Source organism: Candidatus Pyrohabitans sp., assembly GCF_054014795.1.
The window spans coordinates 1-26,680 of the sequence record NZ_JBPMGE010000008.1 but is presented as its reverse complement, the minus strand read 5'-3'; the positions used below and the strand labels follow the sequence as shown (position 1 = coordinate 26,680).

27 protein-coding genes and 1 tRNA gene are annotated in these 26,680 nt (G+C 49.0%); 21 read left to right on the top strand and 7 right to left on the bottom strand.

Going from position 1 to position 26,680, the window contains the following annotated elements:
- The first annotated feature begins 29 nt into the window (after window positions 1-29).
- The gene (gene cobI / locus ACXJJW_RS00650; protein WP_456473788.1) at window positions 30-731 is read left to right on the top strand and encodes a precorrin-2 C(20)-methyltransferase; all 702 of its coding nucleotides are present in this window, start codon (window positions 30-32) and stop codon (window positions 729-731) included.
- Window positions 728-1,489, top strand: a complete 762-nt coding sequence (gene cobM, locus ACXJJW_RS00645; protein ID WP_456473787.1) for a precorrin-4 C(11)-methyltransferase — start codon at window positions 728-730, stop codon at window positions 1,487-1,489. Before cobI ends, cobM begins: the two co-directional genes overlap by 4 nt.
- On the opposite strand, the gene cooS is transcribed toward cobM, so the two are convergent.
- Complete coding sequence (gene cooS / locus ACXJJW_RS00640; RefSeq protein WP_456473786.1) at window positions 1,486-3,429, bottom strand: anaerobic carbon-monoxide dehydrogenase catalytic subunit; 1,944 nt, start codon at window positions 3,427-3,429, stop codon at window positions 1,486-1,488. The genes cobM and cooS overlap by 4 nt on opposite strands.
- 156 nt (window positions 3,430-3,585) lie before the next feature.
- On the opposite strand from cooS, the gene ACXJJW_RS00635 reads away from it, so the two are divergent.
- The gene (locus ACXJJW_RS00635) at window positions 3,586-3,996 is read left to right on the top strand and encodes a ferritin-like domain-containing protein (protein ID WP_456473785.1); all 411 of its coding nucleotides are present in this window, start codon (window positions 3,586-3,588) and stop codon (window positions 3,994-3,996) included.
- Here ACXJJW_RS00635 and rpiA read toward each other — a convergent pair.
- Window positions 3,985-4,668: a ribose-5-phosphate isomerase RpiA gene (gene rpiA, locus ACXJJW_RS00630; protein WP_456473784.1), complete on the bottom strand. Its 684-nt coding sequence runs from the start codon at window positions 4,666-4,668 to the stop codon at window positions 3,985-3,987. The two genes, ACXJJW_RS00635 and rpiA, sit on opposite strands and share 12 nt — an antisense overlap.
- Before the next feature lies 1 nt (window position 4,669).
- The gene (locus ACXJJW_RS00625; RefSeq protein ID WP_456473783.1) at window positions 4,670-5,296 is read right to left on the bottom strand and encodes a PHP domain-containing protein; all 627 of its coding nucleotides are present in this window, start codon (window positions 5,294-5,296) and stop codon (window positions 4,670-4,672) included.
- Window positions 5,297-5,388: 92 nt separating this feature from the next.
- Here ACXJJW_RS00625 and ACXJJW_RS00620 point away from each other — a divergent pair, with 92 nt between their 5' ends.
- From ACXJJW_RS00620 to ACXJJW_RS00610, 3 genes are all read left to right on the top strand, one after another.
- The gene (locus ACXJJW_RS00620; RefSeq protein ID WP_456473782.1) at window positions 5,389-5,607 is read left to right on the top strand and encodes a hypothetical protein; all 219 of its coding nucleotides are present in this window, start codon (window positions 5,389-5,391) and stop codon (window positions 5,605-5,607) included.
- Window positions 5,604-6,386 (top strand): sugar phosphate isomerase/epimerase family protein, encoded by a 783-nt coding sequence (locus ACXJJW_RS00615; protein WP_456473781.1) that lies wholly within the window; start codon window positions 5,604-5,606, stop codon window positions 6,384-6,386. The genes ACXJJW_RS00620 and ACXJJW_RS00615 overlap by 4 nt, the downstream gene beginning before the upstream one ends.
- Before the next feature lie 40 nt (window positions 6,387-6,426).
- Window positions 6,427-6,510: transfer RNA gene (locus ACXJJW_RS00610), tRNA-Leu, on the top strand.
- A 724-nt stretch (window positions 6,511-7,234) separates the two neighbouring features.
- Here the strand turns inward: ACXJJW_RS00610 and ACXJJW_RS00605 are convergent.
- Window positions 7,235-8,458: a hypothetical protein gene (locus tag ACXJJW_RS00605; protein WP_456473780.1), complete on the bottom strand. Its 1,224-nt coding sequence runs from the start codon at window positions 8,456-8,458 to the stop codon at window positions 7,235-7,237.
- Between the two features lie 229 nt (window positions 8,459-8,687).
- Here ACXJJW_RS00605 and ACXJJW_RS00600 point away from each other — a divergent pair, with 229 nt between their 5' ends.
- Window positions 8,688-8,867, top strand: coding sequence for a hypothetical protein (locus tag ACXJJW_RS00600; RefSeq protein ID WP_456473779.1), 180 nt, complete (start codon window positions 8,688-8,690; stop codon window positions 8,865-8,867).
- Between the two features lie 101 nt (window positions 8,868-8,968).
- Window positions 8,969-12,784, top strand: coding sequence for an Eco57I restriction-modification methylase domain-containing protein (locus ACXJJW_RS00595; RefSeq protein ID WP_456473778.1), 3,816 nt, complete (start codon window positions 8,969-8,971; stop codon window positions 12,782-12,784).
- Between the two features lie 597 nt (window positions 12,785-13,381).
- Here the strand turns inward: ACXJJW_RS00595 and ACXJJW_RS00590 are convergent.
- Window positions 13,382-13,993: a hypothetical protein gene (locus ACXJJW_RS00590; RefSeq protein ID WP_456473777.1), complete on the bottom strand. Its 612-nt coding sequence runs from the start codon at window positions 13,991-13,993 to the stop codon at window positions 13,382-13,384.
- 705 nt (window positions 13,994-14,698) lie between these two features.
- Here ACXJJW_RS00590 and ACXJJW_RS00585 point away from each other — a divergent pair.
- The 9 genes from ACXJJW_RS00585 (at window position 14,699) to ACXJJW_RS00545 (ending at window position 21,728) form a co-directional block, all read left to right on the top strand.
- Window positions 14,699-14,869 (top strand): hypothetical protein, encoded by a 171-nt coding sequence (locus ACXJJW_RS00585; RefSeq protein ID WP_456473776.1) that lies wholly within the window; start codon window positions 14,699-14,701, stop codon window positions 14,867-14,869.
- Between the two features lie 9 nt (window positions 14,870-14,878).
- Window positions 14,879-16,717: a TSUP family transporter gene (locus ACXJJW_RS00580; protein ID WP_456473775.1), complete on the top strand. Its 1,839-nt coding sequence runs from the start codon at window positions 14,879-14,881 to the stop codon at window positions 16,715-16,717.
- Between the two features lie 15 nt (window positions 16,718-16,732).
- Window positions 16,733-17,038 carry a DUF167 domain-containing protein gene (locus ACXJJW_RS00575; RefSeq protein ID WP_456473774.1) on the top strand — a complete coding sequence of 102 codons (306 nt, stop codon included), beginning with the start codon at window positions 16,733-16,735 and terminating at the stop codon, window positions 17,036-17,038.
- The gene (locus ACXJJW_RS00570) at window positions 17,035-17,427 is read left to right on the top strand and encodes a toprim domain-containing protein (RefSeq protein ID WP_456473773.1); all 393 of its coding nucleotides are present in this window, start codon (window positions 17,035-17,037) and stop codon (window positions 17,425-17,427) included. Before ACXJJW_RS00575 ends, ACXJJW_RS00570 begins: the two co-directional genes overlap by 4 nt.
- Before the next feature lie 78 nt (window positions 17,428-17,505).
- On the top strand, window positions 17,506-17,904 hold the full coding sequence (locus ACXJJW_RS00565) for a translation initiation factor IF-5A (RefSeq protein WP_456473772.1): 399 nt from the start codon (window positions 17,506-17,508) through the stop codon (window positions 17,902-17,904).
- On the top strand, window positions 17,901-18,770 hold the full coding sequence (gene speB, locus ACXJJW_RS00560) for an agmatinase (protein ID WP_456473771.1): 870 nt from the start codon (window positions 17,901-17,903) through the stop codon (window positions 18,768-18,770). The genes ACXJJW_RS00565 and speB overlap by 4 nt, the downstream gene beginning before the upstream one ends.
- Window positions 18,771-18,860: 90 nt before the next feature.
- Entirely contained in the window at window positions 18,861-19,826 is a 966-nt protein-coding gene (locus tag ACXJJW_RS00555) for a YeiH family protein (protein ID WP_456473770.1), read from the top strand.
- Complete coding sequence (locus tag ACXJJW_RS00550) at window positions 19,823-20,899, top strand: HAMP domain-containing sensor histidine kinase (RefSeq protein WP_456473769.1); 1,077 nt, start codon at window positions 19,823-19,825, stop codon at window positions 20,897-20,899. Before ACXJJW_RS00555 ends, ACXJJW_RS00550 begins: the two co-directional genes overlap by 4 nt.
- A 43-nt stretch (window positions 20,900-20,942) precedes the next feature.
- A complete protein-coding gene (locus ACXJJW_RS00545; RefSeq protein WP_456473768.1) occupies window positions 20,943-21,728 on the top strand; it encodes a hypothetical protein in 786 nt (261 codons plus the stop codon).
- Here ACXJJW_RS00545 and ACXJJW_RS00540 read toward each other — a convergent pair whose 3' ends face one another.
- Window positions 21,729-22,418 carry a hypothetical protein gene (locus ACXJJW_RS00540; protein ID WP_456473767.1) on the bottom strand — a complete coding sequence of 230 codons (690 nt, stop codon included), beginning with the start codon at window positions 22,416-22,418 and terminating at the stop codon, window positions 21,729-21,731.
- An 80-nt stretch (window positions 22,419-22,498) separates the two neighbouring features.
- Between ACXJJW_RS00540 and ACXJJW_RS00535 the strand changes: the two genes are divergently transcribed.
- Genes ACXJJW_RS00535 through ACXJJW_RS00520 form a run of 4 tightly spaced genes read left to right on the top strand, consistent with a single transcriptional unit; the run spans window position 22,499 to window position 26,265 of the window.
- Window positions 22,499-23,257 carry an ABC transporter ATP-binding protein gene (locus ACXJJW_RS00535; RefSeq protein WP_456473766.1) on the top strand — a complete coding sequence of 253 codons (759 nt, stop codon included), beginning with the start codon at window positions 22,499-22,501 and terminating at the stop codon, window positions 23,255-23,257.
- Between the two features lie 3 nt (window positions 23,258-23,260).
- Window positions 23,261-23,965, top strand: coding sequence for an ABC transporter ATP-binding protein (locus ACXJJW_RS00530; protein ID WP_456473765.1), 705 nt, complete (start codon window positions 23,261-23,263; stop codon window positions 23,963-23,965).
- A gap of 2 nt (window positions 23,966-23,967) precedes the next feature.
- On the top strand, window positions 23,968-25,026 hold the full coding sequence (locus tag ACXJJW_RS00525; protein WP_456473764.1) for a geranylgeranyl reductase family protein: 1,059 nt from the start codon (window positions 23,968-23,970) through the stop codon (window positions 25,024-25,026).
- A gap of 12 nt (window positions 25,027-25,038) precedes the next feature.
- Entirely contained in the window at window positions 25,039-26,265 is a 1,227-nt protein-coding gene (locus ACXJJW_RS00520) for a DEAD/DEAH box helicase (RefSeq protein WP_456473763.1), read from the top strand.
- Here ACXJJW_RS00520 and ACXJJW_RS00515 read toward each other — a convergent pair whose 3' ends face one another.
- Window positions 26,266-26,568 carry a hypothetical protein gene (locus ACXJJW_RS00515; protein ID WP_456473762.1) on the bottom strand — a complete coding sequence of 101 codons (303 nt, stop codon included), beginning with the start codon at window positions 26,566-26,568 and terminating at the stop codon, window positions 26,266-26,268.
- Window positions 26,569-26,680 lie beyond the last annotated feature (112 nt).

Below are 26,680 nucleotides of genomic sequence, written 5' to 3'. Positions count from 1 at the left end.
ATATAAAGGCAGGAGGAACTTCTTTAAGCATGGCTGGAAAGCTCTACGGCGTTGGTGTTGGACCCGGTGACCCAGAGCTCATGACAATTAAAGCCAGGAGGGTGCTTGAGCGGGCCGGTGCGGTGTGCGCTCCTGACTCCGGCAGGGGCGGCAGGGCCCTGGAGATTGTGGAGAAGGCGGTTAAGCGCGACTTCAGGGTTCTCCGGCCCCATTTTCCAATGACAAAGAAGCGCGAAGTTCTGGAAAAGGCATGGCAGGAGGCAGGCGACGCGATATATGATGAGCTGGCAAAGGGCGAGGATGTCGCCTTTGTCACAATAGGCGACCCCGTGTTCTACTCCACCTTCGCCTACGTCATGGACAGGATAAAGGCAGCACACCCTGAGGTGGAGATTGAGGTTGTGCCTGGGGTTACATCTCTAACAGCGTGCGCCGCCAATCTGGGCGTTGCCCTTGTCTCGGGAGGCGAACGCCTCGCCGTGGTGCCTGCGGCGTACGGCCTTGAGAACCTCGAGCTTCTCGCAGAGAACTTCGACACCCTGGTACTGATGAAGGTCTCGCGGAGCTTTGAGGCTATTGCAGAGAGGATTGCCCGCGCTGGGCTGAGCGAGAATGCGGTGTTTGTGGCGCAGTGCGGGAGCAGAGCCTTCTTCTCCAGCGACCTGGAATCGCTTAAGGGCAGGGAGGTGGACTACCTCTCCATGATTCTTATAAGGGGGCTTCGCAGGTGAAGGTCTACTTCGTTGGCTCTGGCCCGGGGGACCCCGAGCTTCTTACGCTTAAGGCGAGGAGGCTCCTCGAAGGTGCTGATGTGGTGGTGTACGCGGGCTCGCTGATCAACCCGGAAGTGCTCAAATTCGCCGCCCATGCCAGGCTCTACAACAGCGCCCGCATGACCCTTGAGGAGATTATCGAGGTGATGGAGAGCGCTGCAAAGGAGGGCAGGCGGGTGGTGCGCCTCCACAGCGGAGACCCCAGCATCTACGGGGCCATCAGCGAGCAGATTCGCGAGCTGCGCGCTCGTGGCATAGATTGTGAGGTTGTGCCGGGGGTGAGTTCCTTTCTTGCTGCGGCCTCAACCCTGAGCGTGGAGTACACAGTGCCTGAGGTGAGTCAGACAGTCATATTAACCCGCATTTCAGGACGCACCCCTGTGCCCGGGAAGGAGGATTTGGCAAAGCTTGCGAAGCACCGTGCCAGCATGGTCATATTCCTCAGTGCCTCCCACATAGATGAGGTGGTTAAAAAGCTCCTCCAGGGCTACGCCGAAGACACCCCCGCGGCGGTGGTATACCGTGCCTCCTGGAAGGATGAAAAGGTGATTCGCGGCAGGCTGGGCGATATTGCGGAAAGGGTCAGGGAGCAGGGCATAGAGCGCACAGCACTGATTCTGGTGGGAGATTTCCTGAAAGAGTGCAGGAGGTCCAGGCTCTACGATAAAGAGTTTGAACACGGGTATCGCCAGAAAATTAAAAAAGAGAGAGGTTAAGCTGGCAAACCCAGCTTTCTGCGCTTCTCCAGGATAATCTCCTCTATCATGTCGGCGCTCTCCTTGGGGTCAGGGCTGTGGATGAACTTCGCACCCAAGAGCGCTTCCGCATCCTTTGTGAGGAGGTTGGTAACAACCTCGCTACCCATGACGCGCGGCAGTGGATTCACATGCGTTGTCACGCCCAAGGCGACTGCCCAGGTGCCTATGCTCAGCGCCTTCTCAGTGTTGTACTCAGGTGCACTCGCCGCCACGGGCAGGTCCTTTATCGCCACGCCGAGCTTCTCTGCCAGCGCCTTGAGGAGCTGGTTTATCCGGGAGTTGTCAACACAGGAGCCGAAGTGCAGCACCGGCGGGAGAGCCTCCATGCCAGCAGCCTCCCCAAGTACCTTGAGCACGCCCTGAAGGCGCTCGCCCGCCAACCTGTACCCCTCCGGCTTCATGAGCCCTGCTTTTGCATGGGCATGCGCCGCGCATCCGGTGGCGAGCACAAGAATGTCGCGCTTCACCAGCTCCTTTGCAAGCTCTACGTGCATAAGGTCATGGGGCACCCGCGGATTGTTGCACCCGACTATAGCAACTGCGCCTTTAATATCGCCCTTCGCTATGCTGTCCACAAGTGGAGCAAGCGGGTCCTCGCTGTTTATCTTAGAGAGCACCTCGAGCAGGGCCTCAACACTGAAGCCAGCGAGGAGTTCAGTCTTAAAGCTCGGGATGTGCACCCTGCTTGAGTCCCTCTGCTTGAAGTTCTCTATTGCCCTGCTCACAATCTTCCTCGCAACCTCGTCCGCCCGGCGCTCATCAAACTCTATGTGCTCTGCCCCGGGAATCTTCACTATGGGTGCGGTGGTTATTATCTTGGTGTGGAAGCACTGCGCCGCTGGCACCAGCGCCGGAAATATGCACTGATAGTCCACAACCATGGCATCCAGCGCGCCTGTGGCGATGACGAGCTCAGAGTTTAGCTCATTGCCCACCTGAGGGATGCCCTGCCTTTCCAGAATTTCATTGCCAGTACAGCATATGCCGACAACGTTTATCCCCTTGGCACCTGCCTTTTTCGCTTCCTCTTCCAGGGCCTCCGCCGCCTCGACTATCTTTTCGCTTAGTATCGGCACATGCCCATGGCAGGCGATGTTTATGTAGTCCCCCTCTAAAACACCCATTCCAGCCTCGCTGAATTTGGGTTTGGGCGTGCCGAAGAGCACATCCTGCAGGTCAGTGCTCATGTGCAGCCCGTAGAAGCCGTCTGCAAGGCCTGCCCTTATGCACCCCAGGATAAGGTTAACCGGGTCCGCATCGTTGCCCATGCTGGTGCGGTGCATCCCCTCGAGTATAGGAAGCATTCCACCTTCTGGCAGGACACCAAGCTTACTCCAGGTCTCAAGGCGCTCCTGTGTTGAGTGCATCCTCAGCCATGCACCACCATTGGCGTGGGTGGCCCCTATCTCTTCCAGGGCGCGCAGTGCCACCTCCTCGGCGAGCTTGCTGACCTCCATGCTCTCGGCGTTGGCTATGCCCAGCATAGAAGCGATACTGCGGAGCTTCGCCTCGTCCTTAATCTGGTAGGGTGCCTCCCCTCTTGCGGTGTGGAGCAGCGCAAGCGCCACATGCCGTGCATGGTCCACATGCGAAGCGGTGCCACCCAGGGTATTCCTCAGCAATCCGCGCGCCACCATCACATCGCCAGTGGCGCCGCAGACACCGCGGTCTGCCTTGCTGGTGATTCTGCAAGGTCCCATGGCACAGTTCCTGCAGCTCAATCCAGAGAAACAGTAGGGGCACTTGGGCTCCTGCTTAACAACGCGGTCAAAGGCAGTCTCCATGCCCGCCTTCCTTGCAATCTCAAACATCTCCAGGTTTGCCAGGTCAATGGTTTTCTCAGAGTCGCTTCTCGACTCTATCTCCCTCTTCTCTCTAGTAACTAAACTTTCAGTCACTTCCCTTCACCTCCCTCTATATATATTCTCCTGCAAACAATAAATAATTTCCTCATGCCATGCTTTAACCTGCCATAGCTGAGTAAGCTACTTAAACCAGTATCTATAGATTAATCACCAGACTAAAAAGGTACAGCACTTAAGGGAGGAAAAATTATGGATAAAGTGATTGAACTTCTGAATCAGGATTTGAGCGGCGAAATTGAGGCAATTCTGGTGTACATGCGCAACGCCACAGTGGCGCTCGGCGGCTCCTGCAAGGCAGGACACGAAATAGAGGAGATTGCCCTGGATGAGATGAGGCATGCCGACTGGCTGGCGGGACTCATAGTGGAGCTGGGCGGTAAACCTGCGATGACACACAGGGAGCTGAACTTCGGGGGCAGTACCCCAGCGGACTTTGTGCGCAGGGTCGTGGAGCTTGAGAGGGAAGCAATAGCAATGTACAGGGAGCACATCGCCGCGATAGACAATGAAAAGGTAAAGGAAAAGCTGCAGCATATCCTCCGCGAGGAAGAGTGGCACCTTGCAGAGTTTGAGGAGCTGCTTGAGGAGTTAAGGTCTTAAAACCTCAACTCCCCGTCTTGTTCCCAGATAAACCTCGCTGACCATGCCGCAGGGAAAAAGGCCATTTTCAAGCACCCCCACTATCCTGTTTATCTCTGCCTCAAGCTTCTCTGGCTCAGGAATTTCTCCGAAGTCGGCATCCAGGATGTAATTTCCATTGTCGGTTATTATAGGACCAACCTTGCCTTTGGCCCTGCGCATGGCCACGGCCTTTGCGCCCAGGTTTATCAACGCCCTCTCGGCCACGCGCCATGCGAAGGGGAGAACCTCCACCGGGACCGGCATGCTCAGGCTCTGGGTAAGCTTACTTCTGTCCGCTATAACTATGAAGCGCCTGGCATTGCTCGCCACCACCTTCTCGCGAAAGAGCGCACCGCCGCCGCCCTTAATCAGCGCAAGCTTCTTACCTATCTGATCCGCGCCGTCTATTGCAATGTCCACCTGCTCAAACTCCTCAAAGGTGGTTATGGGTATTCCAAACTCAAGGGCGTGGATGCGCGTATCCACACTGGTGGGTATCGCCTTTATGCTCAAACCCTCGTCGCGCACCCTTGCACCGAGGGCGCGAATCGCATAGTAGGTCGTCGAACCCGTGCCAAGGCCGACGACATCGCCGTCGCGCACCTCCTGCGCCGCGCTCTCGGCGGCGATACGCTTAAGCTCCTCGCTCATGCTATCCCCTTCTCCCCAGGGTTTTATAAATCTTTGTTTTTATAAGCTCAAAGAAGCCAGCCGGCGTGCCGAAGACCTCAACCCTGCCCTTTGGTATGTCCTCGATGCTCTCCACCACGACGCCCGCACTGCCTATCTCAGCAAAGGTATGGGCGTCGCTGCCAGCGGTGAACTTGAGTCCGTGCTCAACTGCAAAGCGGAGTGCCCTGCGATTTGAGCCCCGCATTGCACACCGGGAGTTGAAAACCTCCATGGCGTCTAAGTAGGTGTAAAGCTCGCTCAGTCCGCGGAGGCGGTAGATGCGGAAGGGGTCGAAGGGGTGAGGCACAGCCACCATACCCCCCTGGGAGCGTATCTCATCTACCACCTCAAAAAACTCCGTGGACCTAATCTCATCCTGGAGGAAGTAGCCCAGAACCTCGCCGCGGTCGGTTCTTATCTCAGCGCCAGCGATAACCACAAAGTCCTCGCTGGCGAGCTTCTTTGCCTCCAGACCGCCCCGCGCTGTGCCGTGGTCTGTTATCGCCACTCCATCCAAGCCCTTGGCTTTTGCGTGCCCTATTATCTTCTCGATTCTCATACTGGAATCCCGGGAATATACGGAATGCACATGGAGGTCAATCTTCATGGAGATAAATTCTGGCAGGGGGTATAATAAAATTTGGGATTTTATGTAAGGTTTCTTATGATATGACGCCGTAATCTATTCGGGGTAGCGTGATGATAGACGCCGGGACAATCATAGAGAAGCTCAGGGAGAGAAACCGGGAGCTCGAGGATGAGATTGAGAAGAACCGGGAGATAATCACTGTGCTCGAAGACTTTGCCTCCGGGAGAATAACACTTCAGGAGATAAAGCGGGAGCTCCGCGATATAGGCGCGCGCCATGGCGATGAGCTCACCTCGCGAATACTTGAGATGCTCGAGGCTGGAGAATGAAGCTGGGAGCAATGAACAGCCCGGGTGAGGAGGTAACAGCGGAGGTGAGCTTCATAGCGAGGAATGGCTTCGAGTTCCTTGAGCTCGCAGTAGAGGCGCCGGAGGCTACGCCGGAGATGCTTGCGGAGAAAAAGCAGGCACTCACGGACATAATTGAGAGCTACTCGCTGGAGGTGGTGGCGCACCTGCCGTGGTATTTTGAGATTGCCCACCCCTACACCAGGGTGAGGGATGCCTTCCTGGAGGAGGTTCGCTCAGCTCTTGAGATAGCCGCCGCCTTCGGGGCTGAGGTTGCAGGACTGCATATTCACGGGCTGCCGAGGTTTTTCAGGGAGCAGCAGATGGAGCTGCACATCTCGGCCCTTGGCGAGGCGCTTTCCTTTGCAGAGGAGGTCGGGATAAGGCTGTGTATAGAAAACTCAGACCTGCGCAGCTTCTCCACAGAGAGCACCGCGGAGATACTCGATGCTCTGCCTGAGCTGGGGCTGGTGCTGGACCTGGGGCATGCGCATATAGGTGCAGAGGGTGAGGAGGTCCTGGGCTTTATGCACACCTTCCAGAGGCGCATTCTGCATGTGCATGCCCATGACAACAACCTCAAAGACGACCTCCACCTGCCCATAGGTGCGGGTGAAATAGACTGGGAGCGGGTGCTTCGCGAGCTCAAGAGCTTCTACGACGGCAGGGTTACGCTGGAGATACACTCACGCGATCAGGACTATCTGCTTATAAGCAGGGACAAGTTTCTGAAGCTCTGGACAGGCGTTAAAGGATTCTAATTTTATTTTTTGATAGGAAACCTGCGCTAGAGTTAAACCAGCGGGGGTACCCGAGAGGCCAAAGGGGGCAGACTTAAGATCTGCTGGCTAAGTGCCTGCGTGGGTTCGAATCCCACCCCCCGCATGCTTTTACTGGTACTAGGGGGTTATAGGATACTAATGCTCAGAAGAAAGGGTGAAAAGACATAGGTAATAAAGGAGAGGGCAATTTACGTCTACCTGCTCTCTGAAGAGCTGGTTGAGGAGTAGAAAAACTTAGCCAGAAAGGCAAGTATCTCTTTATCGAAGTTTATCCAAGAGCATGTGATTAACTCACTCCACCTAGAGCAGGACAGGAGCTTTACTACTTCCCCGCCACCTCATGTTTTTTTAAATTCTTGGAATATGAAGGGGTAGTGAACGACAACCTTATAAGTGCTGTTCGAAAGCACTACCATAAAAGGTATTACAAGGAAGGCGACGACAGCTTCGAGGGGGGAAAGTCGCCCTTCACCTCACCTCCTTATTCAGTCTCTCAATCGCGTTGATAGTCTAGAGGGAGCTGATCTCCTCCGGATATTTCATAAAGTGTTGTAAGCTCCTCAAAGCTATACCTGCCTTGCCACCCCTTTGCAAAGCCCTAAGCACTGTCCTCGCTTTCCATCTGTTTTTATCCCTGTAGATCTCTTCCAGAACAATGGTAGAAAAATAGAGTGAAATTTATGCCCGGTTTATATGCGAGTTCGAGAGGACCCTAGTAGTTGCATAACAAGCACCTCGATTTCGAAATCTAACTCTATGCGTATCTGCTTGTTTGCTGCCACTCCATACATACCTACTATTATCTACCATAGGAAATATAATTTTCATCATTTCACCTTCGGAATATCGAATGTCATTATAGTAATAATCATTTCTCTATTTACATCTTGAGGTTGATGGAATACATAACTAAATATTGTTTCCTCCTTCAGTTTGTCACTTTTCAAATTCCATTCACGTTTGTAACAAGTATGCTTTTTAACGGTGGTTTCTATTTTCTCCAATACTGAGCTGAAATCATGATTTTTATTGAACAACAGAATAGCTATCTTAGTGTCTCTCCAACTTGCATATCCTAATAATTGGTCTATTGTTTCAGTGAGTTTCTTTTGGCCATGCCAGAACTTACACTCTGCTATAAATACATTTTTACCTTCACTACGTATGAGAATATCCGTTTTTCCGCCATAATTAAAGGTTTCTCCTGTAGCTTGTCCTTCATAATGTGCATTAAGCATCACTAAAAAGAAATCCCTAATCTCTTCTTCTTTCAATCTTGAAAAAACAGTTGGGCTTCTTTCCATTGCAATAGACATATTATGTAAAATTTCAAGAATATTTTTGTACTCTTCAAGCGCTAAAACGGGTTCTGGTTTAAATGGTTCTTTCGGGACTTTAGGTGGCTCAAATTTAGGTATATTTTGAATAGATGGAATTGTGTAAGTTCTCGGGAGATTTGCACGGCGTTTTACAGGGATTCCAAGAGAATCGACTAAGTCTCTATCATCAAGAAGCTTCTTTTTTCTTTGAGATACGGTCTGGCTTACAAAAGCTTTAAGGGAATTGTTGAAAGACATCACATCCTGTCTAACCCATTCTAGATACCTTTCAATCTTACTTAGGTCCTGTTGATACATTTGTTTAAGTTTTTCTGCATCATGTTCAACCATCTCATAGATTAAATGGATTTCCTGTCCTACGATTTTCCCACGCGGAGAACTATAGGTAGATGTTGATGGCTTGTATTGAAATAATTCTGCATCTCCTTCGAATGGCACAGCAATTGTTACCTGTACACCTCTTACATAAGACGGCCGACTTCTGTCAAGATTGTAAACGTAAATTTTATCTTCATGGATTATAGGAGATACAAGAGAATATTTAGATACAAGGTATCGACAGAAATCTTCCTCACTTACGTCGAGAATATAATCAGAAACACAACTTTCCACTTCTCTTTTTAATTCAAACTTTCTTTTTTTAAAAAATTCGCGAAGATTCCCTTCATGAAATATCATTTTCTCAATCCTAGATGGCAGATACTCGTTCATATACGAAGTACTTCGCATATATTCCCCCGGATGAAAACTTTTTTTCAAAATGCTTCCCGATCATCCTTTTACACCTTCTCCTTTCTTATTTTCAAACAACCTTGCCTAAAGGACTTTTTATATGACTTAAGTCTTTATTATTCACATGAGTATATTTATCTATACACACACAGTGATATTGTTTCGAGTAGCTATTAACTATTATCTCCAAAAAGCTCTGGTTGATGTTATGGAGATAATAGACGATGAGCTGGGGCTAAGCCCTGTGCACACCGCAGCCTTCAGGGTTATAAGAGGGAGCGCTGGTTTGGCGGTGAGGTTCCACAAGTTCACGGGACGGTGGAGGCCAGATAAGGCCCCCAAAGGATGCCACCACTCTGCAGGAGGTGGTCGAAATGTCCACGCATAGCTCAAGAAGATGTAGAGTAGATATGTGTGGTGGCTTTAAAAGGTTGTATCTCTGATCCTTAAGACGTTGACTTTTTATAATACGATGCCAAATTTAATCTAATGGTCCAGCTAAGGCTTGCGCCCATTACAACCAAAAACCTCTTTTCAAGGGATTACGTGGAAGACAGACTGAAGAGTACACCTGTTTGGAGAGAGCTAAAGGGGCATGAAGAAGCATACGCCAAAATCAAAAAACTCTATGAAGAAGAAAAAGACCTTCTTAAAGGATATAATGAGTATCAATTACAAGAACACTTTATTAACAAAGTTTTAAAATATCTGGGCCACATTTTTGAAGTGCAACAAAAAACCGATAGGGGCCTCAAAACACCTGATTATGCATTCTTTTTGAACGAGACTGATAGAAGAGAAGCCCTAAGACAAAAAGACAGACAGGGATTCTATACTAACGTATTGGCTGTAGGTGACGCAAAACAGTGGGAGTTGCCTCTTGATAAAAAAACCTATGAGATGGTTAATCCAAGCTTTCAAATTGACTATTATTTAAGAGAAACCGACACGAAATGGGGCATTCTCACCAATGGTCGCTACTGGCGACTTTATTACAGAGAAACAAGCTATCGGCTGGATAGCTATTTTGAAGTTGATCTTGCTTCAATTTTGGAAGAGGGTTCAAGAAGTCTTACCCACTTTAAATATTTTTATCTCTTTTTCAGAAAAGAGGCTTTTGTAAAGGATGAAAGTGGTAAGAATTTCCTAGAAAAAGTCTACGAAGAAAGCCTAATTTATGCAAAGAAATTGGGTGATAGTCTTGAAAGGAGTGTCTATCAGGCCCTGAAAGTAATGGTTCAGGGGTTTCTGAAATATCCTCAAAATAAACTGGAACCCAGAGAAGAAAATATAAAAATAATCCATGATAATGCCCTGATTTTTCTCTATCGATTGCTCTTTATCCTTTATGCCGACAGCCGTGGTATGCTAAAGATACCAAAAAAAGGCTTTGAAGATTACGATATTACAAAAATTAAAGTTCAGGCATTTAATAAAAAGCAACGAGGGTCTCTCTCAGAATATTCAACAAGCCTTTGGGACAGGCTTTCTAACCTCTTCCAATTAATCAATTCAGGTAGTGAGGCTTTAGGGATTCCCAAAGAGGAATTGTATGTCCCACCATATAATGGGGGACTGTTCCACGACGAGGAACATCCCTTTTTGTCTAAATATAAAGTCGGAGACAAGTATCTAGCAGAGGTTTTGGAATACCTCACTATGACGGAAGAAAATGACACCAAAATATTTATTGATTATTCTAACTTGGAAATCAGGCATTTGGGATCTATTTATGAGGGTCTTCTAGAGTACAAGTTAAAGGTTGCCAGTGAAGATATGGTAGCCATCAAGAAAAATGGTAAAGAAGTGTGGATTCCAGAAACACTGGCAGAGGGCAAAAAAATAATCGACCGGGCTAAAAAGGGAGATGTATATCTTATAACTGACAAAGGGGAGAGAAAGGCCACAGGTTCTTATTATACTCCTGATTATATTGTTAAGTATATTGTTGAAAATACGCTGGGTCCTGTGGTGGAGGAAAAGATTAAAGACACAATTACTAATGAAGAACGTATCAATAAAATTCTATCCATTAAAGTCCTAGACCCTGCTATGGGTTCAGGCCATTTTCTGGTTGAGGCTACGGATTTCCTGGCCAAAAGTCTTGTGCCCTATATTGATCCAGAAATGCAGGTGGAATTGAAGGAGAATCAATTAAATGAGATAGAATGGGCAAGAAGAGAAGTCATTCGACGTTGTATTTATGGTGTAGATTTAAATCCTCTGGCCACAGAGCTGGCAAAGCTCTCCCTGTGGCTTTCCACTATGGGAAGCGACAGGCCTCTATCCTTCTTGGACCACCACTTAAAGCATGGCAATTCCCTTATAGGGGCAGATATCAGGAAGCTGGACCGCCATCCCAAAGAGGTAAAAGAGTCAACGGCCCAGAGTTCCTTTACTGATTTTATGGATGAGACCTTACAGGAGAAGATGAAGGTCCTTCTTGAGATGCACCGCTGGATTATGGACAAAGAGGAGGAAACCCTTCAGGACATAAAGGAAAAAGAGCAGAAGTATGATGTTCTGGTTAAACTGCCCTTCAGAAAAATGCTGGTTGATCTGGCTGACATCCACACGTCCTATTATCTGGGGAACAAGTACTCCAAGGAGGAATACTATGAGATTCTAGAGGTATTCAGGGAGGACCCCGATGCTTGGGCCACCAAGGTAAGAAACACAGACATATACAAGAAGGCTAAAAAGCTTGCTAGGGAAAAGCACTTCTTCCACTGGATGCTGGAGTTCCCAGATATATTTTTGTCAGAGAATCCGGGTTTTGATGCTGTGATTGGGAATCCGCCCTGGGGAGCTGATTTTGACAATTACACCAAAGAGTATCTCAATTCGAATTATGAATCAGGAATTTCGTCAAATAAAGACTCTTATGGAGTATTTACAGAGTTGGCCATCAGATTAACCGCAAATAATAAATTGTGCAGTTATATAACCCCTGATACCTTCCTAAGAAAAGATGATTTAATTTCTTTACGAAACTATATTTTTGATACAGTTTCAGTGAATGAATTTCTAGAATCAGGACCTCTTTTCGATAAAGTACGGGATACTTGGTGTTTGGTTTTTAATTTTTTGAAAAGAAGACCCTCCGAAGAACATATTATTCTACACAAGCAAATAAGTAGATTCGTAGTTTCTGTAGAGGAGAGACTTGAGTTATTTGGGAGAAAAGAATGGGCACGCGAATCTACGGTCAAGCAGACATACTGGATGAATAGGCCAAATAAGATAGTTGGATACCTATCCTCTACCAGAGAGCAACAAATCATTAAGAAAATAGAAAAACTCTCGAATAGACTAGGGCAATTGTCAAATAAATTTTCCATCTCTAGAGGTGAAGAAGGGAGTAAGAAGAAAATTCAATTGGAAAAAGACAGTGATTTTTGGGTAGTTTTCCCAGAACATATCGAACGATTTTCGATAAGCGACGGAGTTCCAGCAGCAAAGGACAAACTAACACAGACGAAATTAAAGAAATACTATACTCATCCAAAAATATGGATTATTCGCATCCAAAAATTAAGGTGGAAACAAAGAATTGTAGCAAGTTTTGATGAGAGGCCTTATTCTGCAGGCATGAAGACTTTACAGCTAATTATTTCACCAAATGACAATATTTCGGATCTTAAATTTTTGTGCTCGATTCTGTGTTCTAAGTTGATAAACTACTGGTGTACTGACTACTTAGTGGACGATATGAATCAATCATATCTCGAAAAGCTCCCAATCCGCCGCATCAACTTCATCACTCCTGAATACGAAAGAAGCAAACTCGTCGCCGGACTCAAACAATTATACAACAATTCCAACTTCTCCGAAATCCTCACCCTCGTCGACTCCTATCTCCCAAAAGACGAAGAAGGCAACTTCATAACAGAAAAAGAAAAATCCGATGTAGTGCACGACTTTTTAGCTTTTTTAGCGGAGCAGATGATAGAGCTGAATAAAAAGAAAAATGCCGAAATAAAGGGCTTTCTGGAGTGGCTGGAAGGAGACACAGGAGTTAAAGTGGAGGATATGACCCTCAAGACCAAAATAAAAGAGTATTACAAATATAATTGGGAGGAATTCAAGAAAGCACTAATGAGAAATAAGAAAAAGATAACATCATATGACATCAGCCGCCGGGAGCCCCAGGAGAGGATAAAGGCGGAGTTTGATGCTTCAATTGAAAAACTCAAGCCCCTGATAGAAAATATACAAAAAACCGACAGCCTTATCGACCAAGTCGTCTACAAGTTATATGGCCTCACAGAAGAAGAGATACGGGTGGTTGAAGAGTCCGGATGAATAAAGATGAATTCGTGAATAGGATGCGGGGAGCAGGCATCGATAGAGATTATTCTTAACGCTGTTGTACATATCAAATATGAATACTCACTCGATTTCTTGCTAGGTCGGGTACATGATGAAAAACCTACATCCAATATAGGGATGGAATAATTTTGCTAGATCAAGATCTATATTGCCCTTTACTAAAATAAGTATCATATTATAATAAATCAGTGCCAATTAAATCGAAATATGTACAATAAAAAATAAATTATAGGAACTACTACTGATAATTATGACTTTTATTAATATCTCATTTGGAGTTTTCTTTTTAGTTTCAGAACCCAATCTTTGGTCACAGTTCCATCTTTTAGACAATTTCGAATAAAAGAAGCTGCGTACATATTTTTTCCAGTTTTATTTTTAACATATAGAAGATATAAACCAGCAAAAGCATCCTAAAGAATTATATGTCTCCACTCAAAATCGAGATTTGAAATACATTCAAAAAATTTCCACAGAATTGAAGGAATGGTGCGAGGTCAATAATATCACTAGTAGAATTTGCTTCTCTAATAAGTATGTCGTTCTCAAATTATAAGCCATTAAGTGACGTTAAATTTTTTGTTGTTTTGGTTCAATTTTTTTTCTTTTATAACCCTTTTTCGATTTATTAATAGAGAAATAATTCAAAGAAACTTCAAATGTATTTGTTACTTTTTTTAAAATTGGTAATATATTTCTACGCGACATTGCCTTTGGATTTTCTTTAAAAATTAAATGATAAAAAGAAGCCCATATTATTGCAGCATCATGGAATAAAATATCTTCTCTTGGACCAATTAAAGAATAACATTTAGAATTGGGAAATATTTCCCTCGCAAGATTGTCATTAACTGCTGAGCATGCAGAAATAAACAGTCTTTTTTCTGTCAAATGTGGACGTATTAATTTACCAAATTTTGAAAATGACAACTCATCTAAAGTAGTACTAAGCGATGAATTAGTTCCATGACAAGATATATGCAAGTACCTGTAGTTACTTTCGTCAAAAAGGTTCAATACTTCTTCTAATTCTTTTTTTGTCCGAATATAATAATATTCGGTCTCCTTCCCACCCAAACATAGGATCTGCGACAAAAACTTGCCTTCAAATCTATTATGTTTCTCGTCGGAAAATCTTAGGGATTCGATTATAAATACATTTGGTTTACTTGATTTGCTCATTTTTTCCTCCTTGTTTTAATGTCCCTAACGGTTCATAACCGAAGCCTTCAAAAAAAGAGTTTAAGCAAAGTATTTTAAAGAGTCTCATGTGGCCTATTATGTATTTGGATATTAAAAAGCTTACGCCACAAGAAAGATACAAGTTAGACAAGTTATCAAAGAAGTAAAACTGAGAAAATATTTTTACCAAATGGAGAAAGTTCATTTTAACCGCCACAGATTTTTCGTCATCTGACAGTTTATGGTATATGAAGGTCTACGTAATTGATGTCCATCTCGCCGCAACAACGCCCGCATTTTAAAGTCTGAGTAAATTTTTTAATGTTTCATTTTCACCAGTGTACTTTAAAATCATTATTAAATCTATTTTATAAGACAAAGTGGCTTTGCCTATATTTTTAACAACTACCCCTGCCATTTTGCCACAGCCCCCTGATTTGGCCCAAGTATCTTTGTAGTTTTTGCTGTTGTAATTTCCCCCCGCATACTGTGGCGATAGCGGTATTGGAGCGCAGCGGAAATACCGCAATATGATGATGCAACTGTCTGCAGTTGCTGATCAAACTTTCTGAAGTTTGTTCTGAATCCCACCCCCCGCATCATATCAGTCTAGTTTATGGATGGTTGTGCGCGGGAATACTCTTCTGTACTGCGAAAGTCAAACTTTATATACTAAAAGATAAAAAATTTTAAACAGGTGGAACCGTGATTGACGCTTTTTTAGAAATACTTAGACAGATATACAGCGAAAATCCCACGCTCTATGCTGTGGCAGTGGTGTTAATAATACTGGTAGAAGGGACATTCTTCGCACTCCTTATGGAGCTGGTGTTCAAAATTCTGGGTGTAGAGGTAAAGGAAACTCCCCATCATTAGGGTGACGCCATGTATCTACCTCTTGCTGGAGTTGAGATAAGCGGTTGGTTGCTCCTTGCTGTGGGCTTCTGCGTAGGTGTGCTTGGAGGCTTCTTTGGCATTGGGGGTGGTTTCTTTGTCACACCCGCACTCAACATCTTCGGTTTCCCCATGGCATACGCCATAGGTACGGACCTCGCACAGATAATGGGCAAGTCTGTCGTCGCAACCTTCAAGCACCGCAAGCTGGGCAATGTCGATTTGCGCCTGGGACTACTGATGATTATAGGCACCGGGATAGGCGTGGAGGTTGGAATAGAGTCGGTGCTTTACCTGGAGGAGATTGGCATTGTAGACAGCGTTGTGAGGGCCATATACATCCTCCTCCTCGGCGGCACCGGCGCATATATGCTCTTCGATTACTGGAAGTTTAAAAAAGAGGAGGAAGAGGGAAAGGAAAAGATTGCTGTAGCAGAGCGTGTGGGAAGCAAGCTCTCAGAGATGGTGCAGCGCATAAATCTCCCGCCAAAGGTTGCACTTCCCCAGTCGAAAATAAAGTCCATATCTGTGTGGGCGATTTTGCTGGTCGGTTTCATCACAGGCTTTCTCGCCGGGTTCATAGGGGTAGGTGGCGGATTTATACGCATGCCTGCGATGATTTATGCTCTCGGGGTGCCCACCACCGTGGCCATAGGCACAGACCTTTTTGAGATAATCTTCTCCTCCGCAATAGGCACTTTCCTCTACGCCACAGAGGGCAGGGTTGAGATAGTGGCCGCCGCTGTGATGGTGTCAGGTGGCGCCATAGGAGCGCAGATCGGCACCATCGGTACGCGCTATGTACGCGGAATGAAAATCCGCTTCTACTTCGCCCTAACGATACTGCTTGCAGCTTTGAGTGTAATCCTGAAGCAGCTTGCTGTCAGCCTTTCCATTCCTGTGCTGGGCACATATGCAGGATATCTCATCCTCTCAGTCGCAGGGCTCATGAGCCTGAACATCACTCTGTGCACAGTTAAGGGCATAATTGAGGAGAGGGCTGCATATTCGGAGGTAAAGCGCAGACTTCGCATTCTTCTCGCAAGCGGAGGCTCGCACCACGCTCAGCGTGCAATTCGCCTTGGTGCGCGTCTGGCGAAGGGCTACGGCGCAGAGGTAACACTGCTTGTGGTCAAGGACCCAAAAGAGGAGATAGATGTTCCAGAAGTGCAGCGTCGTGCTGGACGCGTGCTCAAGGAGCTCGGAGTCAGGGCTGAGCTCACTGTGAGGCATGGCAGACCGGCAAAGGAGATACTCAAGGCAAGTAAGGACCATGATATACTGGTAATAGGCTCTCACGGCACGAAGAGCATAACAGAGCGACTCCTCGGTGATAATGCAACACACATAGTGGAGAACATGCGCACCTCAACGCTTGTGGTTAAGAGAAAGGCAGAGGTTACAAAGATTCTGGCGTGTGTAAACCTGCCCCGCTACCGCAAGGCAGTGGTAATGCGGGCAATAGAGTTTGCAAAGATTCTTGGTGTACCCCTGGTGTTCCTCTATGTTCTGCCTGAGCCGCTGATGTATCCCATCCGGAGATTCCACCTGAGCAGGGAGGAGCTTATGGAGCTTTATCCTGAGAAGTATGAGGCTGCCGAGGAACTCCTTGAGCTGGCTAGAAGCGAAGGTGTGGAGGCAAGCGTAAGGTTCAGGGAGGGCCTGCCTGAGGAGGAGATTCTGCTCGAAAAGCGGGAGCAGGGCTGTGACCTGGTCATCCTGGGCGACTCTGGCTGGAGGGGCATGCTCGGCGAGCTTATAGGCTCACTTTCCGGGCACATAGTGAAGCATGCCCGCGTCTCTGTGCTCGTGGTTCATCGCAAGGCATAGCTGGCGGGTGATGCCATGGAAATAGCCGAGGCTATTCGCGGCGAGAATGGGGAGACTCTTATAGATATCATCGTATCTCCCAATGCCAGGAAGGATGAGCTTGCAGACTATGACGCCTGGAGAAGGCGTATAGTTGTGAGGGTGGCTGCCAGACCCAGGGGAGGCGAAGCCAACCGCGCCCTTCTCTCCTTTTTCGCCTCCCTGTTTGGAGTTTCAAAGGGCGATGTTAATATTGTTAAAGGAGATAGTTCCAAGCAGAAGACCATAAGGGTGCACCTGCCAAGGGACAGGGTGCTGGAAGCTATAAGTAGGGAGCTATGAACCTGGAAGATTTTGAGAGGATAATGGAAGAGATAGAAGAGCTGCGTGAGGAGGCCCTTGCAACGCCCGTGCTCGTCGAAGGCAGGCGCGATGTGCTTGCCCTCAAAAGGCTGGGCATTGCCGGCGAGTTTTTCTACGCGTGCAACGGCAAGCCGCTACTTGAAGTCTGTGAGGAGATAAGCCGCGCGCACAAGCGCGTTATTCTGCTCACTGACATGGACAGCGCAGGCGTAGCCATAGGAAAAAGGGCCAAACACTATCTCTCGCAGATGGGTGTGCATGTGGTAGAGAGGCACCGCCTCACACTGCTGAGGAAGCTGGACACGCGCCAGGTGGAGCACCTCGCCACGCGTGTGGAGCGAATCAGGAATGGGCTCTTCAGGTGGTAGGCTGATTTTGGATGCACACCCTAAAATTTTTATAGAGCATTCTATCTAATCGCAGACAAAGCGCAGAGGAGGAAAAGAATGAGCACAAGAACGGGAGAAGTAAAGGGAATCAAGGTTGGAAAGTATGTGATCATCGATGGCGAACCCTGCAAGGTGGTTAGCTACACCACAGCAAAGACAGGCAAGCACGGCCATGCCAAGGCCAACGTCGTGGGAATAGGAATATTCGATGGGGTTAAGCGCACTTTCATTGCACCTGTGGATGCAAAGGTAGAGTTTCCAATTATAGACAAGCGCGTCGGTCAGGTGCTTTCGATAATGGGCGACACAGTGCAGATAATGGACATGGAGACCTACGAAACCTTTGAGATAAAGATGCCTCCACCCGGTGATATAGAGGGTGAACTCAGGGAAGGTGTGGAGGTTGAGTATATAGTAGCCATGGATAGGCGGAAGTTGATGAGGGTGCGCGGGTGAGAATATACTCTCTTCCTTCTACCTTCGGGAGGCGGGAGCTTCGCATTGAGGAGGCGGGGTATGTGGTGGCAGGCATACCCTTCGATTCCTCCCAGAGCCACCGCTCGGGCTCACGGGAAGCCCCCCAGGCAATACGCGAGGCCTCGAGGGAGATTGAAGATTACGATATGCTTGAGGATTTTGATCTGCTGAAGCTTCGCATCGCTGATATGGGCGATATTGAGGTCTCCTTTGGAAGCAACGAAGAGACAGAGAGACGAGTTGTAGAAACCGCAAGGCATATACTGGACAACGACGCCGTGCCCGTACTCCTGGGAGGAGAGCACACCATCTCAGCTTTTGCAATTGGGGCTTTTCCCAAGGACACCCTCTTCCTGAGTTTTGATGCTCACCTGGACTTCAGGGAGGACTACCTCAACAACCGCTTCTCCCATGCATGTGTACTTCGCCGTGTTGCGGAGCATGTGGGCTGTGAGAACGTCCTGGCTGTGGGCGTGAGGAGCGCCTGCAGGGAGGAGCTGAATGACGCCGAGAAGCTAGGTGCAGGATTTATCCCCTTTGATGAGTGCTACAACCTTGAGGCTCTCCAAACCAGGCTGAAAAAAACTGTTGAGGGGAGGAGGGTTTACCTGTCCATAGATATGGATGTCTTTGACCCCAAGGATGCGAGGGGTGTGGCAAATCCGGAGCCTCCCGGGTTCTTCTTCTTCGATTTTCTGAAGATTCTGGATTTTATAAAGGGTGCAAACCTCATCGCCCTTGACGTAACCGAGGTGGTACCTCGCTACGACTCCTACACTCCAATTCTCGCAGCAAAGCTTATTTTCAAGGTCCTTGCGAGATACGAGAAGGCAAGGCAGCGGTAGCCTCTGGAAATCTACACGTATTTACTGGACAAAATTTTTATACTCTGAACTAGTAAGGGTTGCTGTCAAAAGTGAAAGCAGGGGGCATATATGCATACCGGGGGCTCCAGGGATATTGAAGAAATCGCCAAGGGCGCAACGGTAGGTATGCTGCTGGCGCTTATCGCGTATGTCATCTCAATACATAACCCCACCCTGGATGCCCTGTTTCTGGCCCTCTTCTTCGGAATGGGAACAAGGGCACTTATTGGTAGAGAGGCAATAAGCGAGAGAGCCCTGAATGCAAGCATAAGATTCTTTATCCCCTCCGGAATAATACTGTATTCGTCAAATATTCCCTTTTACATTTTCGGAGCCACAAGTTTACTCAAAATTATTGAGATATTCTGGATTATGGCACTATATTTCATAGTCATTATAACCCTTGGCTCAATCTTAAATATGGAAAAGAGGACAACAGCCCTCCTTGCCACCGGCTCTGCGATATGCGGTGCCTCTGCAATAGCAATCCTGTCGCCGCTTATCAAGGCGAGGCGTGAGGACACATCCATAGCAATAATGATAATCACAGCAGTGGGCCTCACCGGCGCAATGGTATATCCCATCCTCAGAGACCTGCTGCACCTCAGCGACCTGAGCTATGCCTTCCTCTCCGGAGCAACACTTCACCAGACGGGGCTGGTCAAGATAGCGGGCTCCTACGCAGGGGAGGAGGTTGTCAGCTCAGCACTTGCCTTCAAGGGCGTGAGGATAAGTATGATAGCCCTGGTAGCGATAGCAGTGCCCTACTTCCTTGAAAGGAAGCCTTCCTTTCCCTTATTTATACCTGTCTTCCTAATTCTATCCTTCCTGTTTTCCTTTATTGAAAGCCTGAAGAACATTGCCGTGCTGATATCCCCCTTTGCCACCTTTGCCTTTGCCATCGCTCTGGCAAGTATAGGGCTGAGAATCAACATGCAGAGCCTCTACAGAGCGAGGCTCCGATACCTGAATGTAGCCTACATCGCGTGGCTAATTGTTGCAATCTCTGTGCTCATAGGTGAGGGAGTAGTATGAAGATAAAGCTGAGGCTCTTCCACAAGGTCTTCCTCCTCTTCCTGCTCCTCTCCATCCTGCCCCTCATCGTTGTTGGTACAAGAATAACCCTCCTCAACTTCAAGGCCCTGACGCAGATATCTCAGGAGATGGGAATCCCCACCGATGTCTTCAGACCCCTGCTTGAGAGGACGATTCAGGAGGGAATAACCTATTCTTTCTATGTAATAATCATCGTGGTCATCGTGGCCATCTTCTTCACCGCCAGCATCGTGGGGCCCATTGAGAGGCTCAGGGAGGCGACCCGCAGGATAAGCCGGGGCGACTACTCCTTTAATCCCCAGGTGAGCACTGGAGATGAGATTGAAGACCTGATGGAGGCTTTTAAAGATATGTCAGAGAAGCTCCAGGGTACAATGCAGGAGCTTGAACTCGCGAACAACCAGAAGAGAATTTTCCTGGATATAATGTGCCATGACCTCTCAAATTACCTCTCCATAATAGGAGGATTTACATCCATCCTCCAGGAGACGGAATCCGACGAGGAAAAAAAGAAGATACTTGATACAATATACAAAAATGCAAAAAGAATGGAAGAAGTCCTCGAAAATGCACGGCGGTTTGCAAGACTTGAGAAGGGGACTGCTCTGCAGACAGAGGAGTGCGACCTTAAGGCGATTCTGCTCTCTGTGAAGGACGTCTTCTCCCAGAATAACGAAGGGGACAGAATAAAGATGAAGTTTCCCGAGGGTAAGCTCACAATTGAAGCAGATGAGCTTATAAGGGATGTATTCCTCAACCTGGTCTCAAATGCCCTCAAGTACTCGAAGGATGATGTGGTGGTGGAGGCGGAAGACCTGGGAGATAGGGTGAGGGTGGCGGTTCGTGACCTTGGGCCGGGGATACCCGATGAGCACAAAAGCCTTGTTTTTGAGAGATTCTGGAGATTTGACAAGAGCGGTGTTCAGGGCACAGGTTTGGGTCTTGCAATAGCAAAGAGCATAGTTGAGCTGCACAAAGGCAGAATATGGGTTGAGGACAACCTTCCCAGGGGAAGTGTGTTTTTTGTGGAACTTCCCAAGAGGTGCGAATAGAAAACTTTTTATTGTTAGTTATTTTTAATCATGCAGTGATATAATGAGAAGGCTGATTTTGCTGATAGCAGCGCTGGTTTTCTTTTCAGGTTGCACCGCTCAGAAGGACGGTGTTGAGCGAACCACCATGGGGATGGAGCAGACTGTGACCATGCCAGCGGTGGATGTGAAGATAGGGGAGCTGACTGAGAGGGCACAGGAGCTCAACAGCCAGTACGTCAATGTAAGAGGAAAGGTGCTGGAGAGTGTCAACACCTCTGTGTATACCTACATAAAGCTCAGCGACGGTACTGGTGAGGTGTGGGTGGCTCTGCCAAAGCTGAGCATTGAGACCGGGAAGGAGGTAACTGTTCCCTCTGCCTATGTGCAGATTGACTTCTACAGCACCACCTTAAACACAACCCTCGACGTTATACTGCTCGCTGAAAGGCTTGGTGATGTAGAGCCGATGGCAGGTGGAACTTTCCACGGTACCCTGAGCAGACCACCCCTCGAGGTTATAAACGTGACCAAGCTGGAGGATGGATACACCGTCGAAGAAATCTACAAAAATAAAGAGAAGCTCAGAGACAGTGTGGTGAGGCTGCGCGGTGTGGTGGTTAGGGTGTCTCCAAACATTATGGACAGAACCTGGATTCATGTTCAGGACGGTACAGGTGATGAGAGTGAGGGTACCCACGACATTGCCGTAACCTACGCCGGGAGAGAGGAGATACTCCCCGGGGACACGGTAATCGTGGAGGGCAGGCTCAGCGTGGATAAAGACATAGGTGCTGGATACGTCTTCAAGGCGATTATTGAGGACGCAAAAATAGAGAAAGAAGAGTAGCTACCTCATAAGAAATATGCTGTGGCATCCATTCAGGGCGCAGGTATTTTCTGAGATTACCTTTATCGCCTCCTGGGCGTGGGCTGTGTCGTTTGCCTCCAGCGCCTTTTCAAGGTTTTCAATGTACTCTTCTCTCATCCTCTCTTCGGTGAGCTCGGGCAGGAACTTCACCATTGCCTCCTTGCTCTCAAAGAAGTATCTCTTGAACTCTGGAAAGTGCTCCTTCGCCTTCTCTATGTCCCCCTTGCGCAGTGCCCCCTTAATCTCGCTGTACTCGTACTCCATGTACATCATCGCCCCTCCGCTTCGCTGGTGGCACACGCTTACTCCGCAACTTCCCGCGATGTTGGAGAGCACCAGCTCAGCACCCGCAAAATCTTGCGCATTTAGCTGCTCTCCCAGCCGTCTCATATCACTCTCGGGCACCATGAACCTGAGATGCTGTTCTCCTGCCTTTTCCTTGGCACGCTCATATACCCTGAGCAGAGCCGAGTAGTGCTCCTTCGCAGCCTCTGCATCGCCCTCCGCAATCGCCTGCTTGAGTGCCGCATACTCATCCTCAAAGCTGCTCTGTATCTCCCTCGCCTCTATAATCCTCTCCTTCTCAGGCTCCGTCTTCTCGCCCTGCTGGACACACCCGGAAATGAGTACTCCAAGAAGGAGCAGTAATACAAGCCTGCTGATATTCATGATACACCTCCTGCGTCGCATCTTACATTCTTATCCTAACAATTTAAAAAACATGGAATCTGCTGATAAAATTTTTATACATGCTCCGCGAGGATAGGCTAATGGCGCTGCTTCAGGTTCAGGGAATAAGCAAGAGCTTCTCTGGTTTGGTTGCTTTGAAGAATGTTGACCTCGAGGTGAAGGAGGGCGAGATTCTGGGCCTTGTGGGCCCCAACGGCGCGGGCAAGTCGACGCTTATAAATATAATCTCGGGGGTATACCGTCCGGACAGCGGCAGGGTGCTCTTCAGGGGAAGGGATGTAACAGCACTGCCCTCCCACAGGATATGCCGTCTGGGAATCACCCGCACCTTCCAGAATGTTGAGACCTTTCCAGAACTCACCGCACTGGAGAATGTGCTTGTGGGTGCCCTCTTCGGAAAGAAAAATGGCAACCGCAGTGAGGCGCTGGCAAGGGCAGAGGAGATGCTGCGCTTTGTGGACTTCCCGCAGGAAAAGTTTGAACTCAAGGTGAAAAATCTCAACGTGGGGGAGCTGAAGAGGCTTCAGCTTGCAAGGGCGCTGTCAACAGAGCCCAGACTCCTGCTGCTTGACGAGGTCACCACGGGTTTAAACCCGAAGGAGAGCAAGGATGCGGTGAAGATGATAAAGAAAATCCGCGACAGCGGGGTTACAATACTCATGGTGGAGCACATAATGAGGATAATCATGGGGGTGAGCGACCGTATTGTGGTGCTCAACTACGGGGAGAAGATAGCCGAGGGCTCACCCCGTGAGGTTGCAGATGACCCGCGCGTTATTGAATCCTATCTGGGTGAGGCATACACCTTTGAGGGTTAGATTATGCTGAGCATTGAGAAGGTAAATGCAGCCTACGGCTCGCTTCAGGTGCTGTGGGATGTGAGCTTTGAGGTGAGAGAGGGTGAGATAGTCACCATTATCGGCTCCAATGGCGCCGGGAAGAGCACAATAGCTGGTGTTGTGATGGGACTGCTCAAACCCCTTTCAGGCAGGGTTAGGTTCAACGGCGAGGATATAACCCATCTTTCAGCGAATGAGCGCGTCAGGCTCGGGATTTCACTGGTGCCTGAGGGCAGGGAGATATTTCCGAAGATGAGTGTGATGGACAACCTGCTGCTGGGCGCCTACACGGTGAGGAGCAAAGCAGAGGTGAAGGACAGGCTGAAGTGGGTTTACGACATCTTCCCGAAGCTGAAGGAGCGCGAAGCCCAGCTCGCGGGTACGCTGAGCGGTGGAGAGCAGCAGATGCTGGCGATAGCCCGTAGCCTGATGGCAAATCCCAGGCTTTTAATCCTGGATGAGCCCTCGCTCGGTCTTGCGCCGATAATTGTGATAAGGGTGTTTGAGATTATAGAAAGGCTGAACCGGGAAGGGGTTACCATTCTGCTCTCCGCCCAGAATGTCTTCCGCGCCCTTGAGATGGCCTCCCGTGCGTATGTGCTGGAATCGGGCAGAGTAACCATGGAGGGCAGGGGCAGGGAGCTTCTGGAGAATCCCCATGTAAAGGAAGCCTACCTGGGAGTTTAGCGATGCATGAGGTGTGCGTTCTCGGCGCTGGCCCGGCTGGCGCAAGTGCTGCGGCTGAGCTTGAGAGGCTCGGTATAGACTATGTGCTTATAGATAGGGCGCAGTTTCCACGAGGTAAGCCCTGCGGAGGCGTTTTGCCCTGGCGGGTGATGGAGGAGCTTTCTCTACCAGAGGAGGTGGTTGAGCGCCCCCTGCAGGGTTACCGCCTCTTTTCACCCTCCCTCGAGATTGTTGAGAGCAGATTCCCCTCACCCGGCGCAGCTGTGCGCCGCTCTACCTTTGATTCCTTTCTGCTCAGCAGACTTGAACACAGCCCTGTGCAGCTTAAGGTGGATGCGGTGGAGGAGCACCATACCTGTGTGGAGCTTCTCGCAGGTGGGCGCAGGGTTAAGGCGAGGTACCTTATCGCAGCCGACGGGGCGAACAGCACGACGAGGCGCTCCCTGGGCATAGGCTATGAAAAGCTCGCCCTCGCCTGCCAGTACCACATCGCCATGCCTGAGAAGGAGATAGCTCAACGCATAGGCGAATGGTTCGAGGTGTTCTACTTCTTTTCCCTCGGCTATGGGTGGCTTACTCCTCTGCGCAGCGCTGTAAAGGTTGGGATAGGGGGCCTTGGCAGCGCCTTCTCGCGCCGCGCTCTCGACATCTTTATAAGAACACCACCCGTAGCAGAGAAGCTGGAGGATGGAAAAATTGTGCACTACGAGGCGCACCGCATACCCATGGCGGGACCAGCGAAGAGGCTCGCAACAGGGCGCATTGCACTTGCAGGCGATGCTGGCGGGTTTGTTTTTCCGGGCACCGGAGAGGGGATATACTATGCAATGAAGAGCGGCGCTGCGGCGGCACGCGCTGTTGCGCAGGCGATGCAGGACATGCCGCTTGCAGAAGCCTATGAGGGCGAAGTCCGCAGAGCAGGACTGCTCTCACTTCGTGAGGTGCGCTTTCTTGAAAGTGTCCTCGCCTCGCAAAGCACTGCTGAGAGCTACCTCCGCAGGCTGAAGAAGCTTTCCAATAAGTCTTGCGGTAGTCGCCTTTCCAAGAGCGAACAACGATAACTAGGTGATATTTTGAGATTTGAAGATTTGAAACTTAAAGAGGAAGTTGCCAGAGCAATCTCTGGCTTTGGTTTTTCTGAAACCACATCTATCCAAGCGCGGGTGATTCCGCCGGCGCTTGAGGATCGGGACGTAATAGGCGAGGCACCCACAGGTTCGGGTAAGACCCTCGCCTTCGCCATACCCATCGCAGAGAAGATTAAGCGCAACGATGGCGTCCAGGCCCTTGTGGTAACGCCCACCCGGGAGCTCGCACTTCAGGTGAGCGAGGTGGTGGCACAGGTTACCCGTCATCTGAGGATTCAAGTCGCCACTGTTTACGGTGGCGTCGGGATAGAGCCGCAGATTCATGAGCTGCGCAGTGCAGGTGTAGTCGTAGGTACGCCGGGAAGGCTGCTGGACCATCTGCGCAGGGGGACGCTCAGGCTGGGAAAGGTAAAGGTACTTGTTCTGGATGAGGCCGACAGAATGCTGGACATGGGTTTTATTGAGGATGTGCAGCGCATAATTCGCCACACACCCCGCAACAGACAAACCCTGCTGTTCTCCGCAACCATACCTCCCGAAATCAAGCGCCTTGCTTCGCGTTTTATGCGCAGCTACCTACACCTTCGCAACAATGACGGCGAGGATAAGCCGGAGATTGATGAATGCTACATTGAGGTGGGGGAAGGTGAGAAGTTCCAGCTTCTGCAGGCGCTCCTCGAGGCTGAGAAGCCGGAGTCTGCGATAATCTTCTGCAACACAAAGATTATGGCCGACCTTGTCGCCGCCAACCTGGCGAAGCGCAAGGTGAGCGCCGCCGCTATCCACGGCGACCTTTCACAGGCAAGGCGGGAGAAGGTCATGAACAGCTTCCGCTCAGGAAAGCTCCGCATTCTCGTGGCCACGGATGTGGCGGCGAGGGGCATCGATATACCCGCTGTGAGCCATATTTTCAACTATGATATCCCTGACAACGGCGACGACTATACCCACAGGATAGGCAGGACCGCGCGGGCGGGAGCGAAGGGAAGGGCAATCTGTCTGCTCACACCACGTCAGCATGACAATATGCGCCGGGTGCACCGTGCGCGTCCTCACATAGGACGTGAGGAGTTTGACGCAGAGCTCTCCAGCTATCCCTCTCTGGACAGGAGGCTGAGCACCATATCCAGAGACAGGCGGCGCAGGTTCTCAAAACCGGGACGAAGACCATTCCCCCACAGGCGGGGAAATAAGGGTAAGAAGCGCAGGTAGCTACTCCTGGCTTACAATCTCAACAATTGCGCTTACCGGTATGGTAAGCACCTCATCTTTTTTCTCAACCCTGAAAACCGCCATCCTCGGCGATGCTCCGCGAAAATCAATTCTCTTTGTAACGTAGTCCTCTTCCCCTTCTCCCTGCCTCACCTTTACCCTGAAGGCCACGCCGCGGTAGCCAGCGATGTAGGTGATGTCGCCGAAGCCAAAGTCTTCGCCTGGGATTCTGCCATTCTCGCAGAGGAGCATTATCGTGGCGATGTGCTTCCCTTGTTTGAGGCAGATGTCGAGGATGCCCATCTCTATAGCCCTCTGGATTAACCTCGTTAATAGGGTTGTTTCATCAATGCCAGCATCTCACCTGCCCACGGAAAAGTTTATATTATATGATAAATCATGATAATTTACCTCT

Bases quoted from the DNA above. Each gene is read 5' to 3' on its own strand.
- cobI (WP_456473788.1), top strand. From the start codon at position 30: ATGGCTGGAAAGCTCTACGGCGTTGGTGTTGGACCCGGTGACCCAGAG.
- ACXJJW_RS00635 (WP_456473785.1), top strand. From the start codon at position 3,586: ATGGATAAAGTGATTGAACTTCTGAATCAGGATTTGAGCGGCGAAATT.
- rpiA (WP_456473784.1), bottom strand. From the start codon at position 4,668: ATGAGCGAGGAGCTTAAGCGTATCGCCGCCGAGAGCGCGGCGCAGGAG.
- ACXJJW_RS00625 (WP_456473783.1), bottom strand. From the start codon at position 5,296: ATGAAGATTGACCTCCATGTGCATTCCGTATATTCCCGGGATTCCAGT.
- ACXJJW_RS00620 (WP_456473782.1), top strand. From the start codon at position 5,389: ATGATAGACGCCGGGACAATCATAGAGAAGCTCAGGGAGAGAAACCGG.
- ACXJJW_RS00615 (WP_456473781.1), top strand. From the start codon at position 5,604: ATGAAGCTGGGAGCAATGAACAGCCCGGGTGAGGAGGTAACAGCGGAG.
- ACXJJW_RS00605 (WP_456473780.1), bottom strand. From the start codon at position 8,458: ATGAACGAGTATCTGCCATCTAGGATTGAGAAAATGATATTTCATGAA.
- ACXJJW_RS00600 (WP_456473779.1), top strand. From the start codon at position 8,688: ATGGAGATAATAGACGATGAGCTGGGGCTAAGCCCTGTGCACACCGCA.
- ACXJJW_RS00595 (WP_456473778.1), top strand. From the start codon at position 8,969: ATGGTCCAGCTAAGGCTTGCGCCCATTACAACCAAAAACCTCTTTTCA.
- ACXJJW_RS00590 (WP_456473777.1), bottom strand. From the start codon at position 13,993: ATGAGCAAATCAAGTAAACCAAATGTATTTATAATCGAATCCCTAAGA.
- ACXJJW_RS00580 (WP_456473775.1), top strand. From the start codon at position 14,879: ATGTATCTACCTCTTGCTGGAGTTGAGATAAGCGGTTGGTTGCTCCTT.
- ACXJJW_RS00575 (WP_456473774.1), top strand. From the start codon at position 16,733: ATGGAAATAGCCGAGGCTATTCGCGGCGAGAATGGGGAGACTCTTATA.
- ACXJJW_RS00570 (WP_456473773.1), top strand. From the start codon at position 17,035: ATGAACCTGGAAGATTTTGAGAGGATAATGGAAGAGATAGAAGAGCTG.
- ACXJJW_RS00565 (WP_456473772.1), top strand. From the start codon at position 17,506: ATGAGCACAAGAACGGGAGAAGTAAAGGGAATCAAGGTTGGAAAGTAT.
- ACXJJW_RS00555 (WP_456473770.1), top strand. From the start codon at position 18,861: ATGCATACCGGGGGCTCCAGGGATATTGAAGAAATCGCCAAGGGCGCA.
- ACXJJW_RS00550 (WP_456473769.1), top strand. From the start codon at position 19,823: ATGAAGATAAAGCTGAGGCTCTTCCACAAGGTCTTCCTCCTCTTCCTG.
- ACXJJW_RS00545 (WP_456473768.1), top strand. From the start codon at position 20,943: ATGAGAAGGCTGATTTTGCTGATAGCAGCGCTGGTTTTCTTTTCAGGT.
- ACXJJW_RS00540 (WP_456473767.1), bottom strand. From the start codon at position 22,418: ATGAATATCAGCAGGCTTGTATTACTGCTCCTTCTTGGAGTACTCATT.
- ACXJJW_RS00535 (WP_456473766.1), top strand. From the start codon at position 22,499: ATGCTCCGCGAGGATAGGCTAATGGCGCTGCTTCAGGTTCAGGGAATA.
- ACXJJW_RS00530 (WP_456473765.1), top strand. From the start codon at position 23,261: ATGCTGAGCATTGAGAAGGTAAATGCAGCCTACGGCTCGCTTCAGGTG.
- ACXJJW_RS00525 (WP_456473764.1), top strand. From the start codon at position 23,968: ATGCATGAGGTGTGCGTTCTCGGCGCTGGCCCGGCTGGCGCAAGTGCT.
- ACXJJW_RS00515 (WP_456473762.1), bottom strand. From the start codon at position 26,568: ATGGGCATCCTCGACATCTGCCTCAAACAAGGGAAGCACATCGCCACG.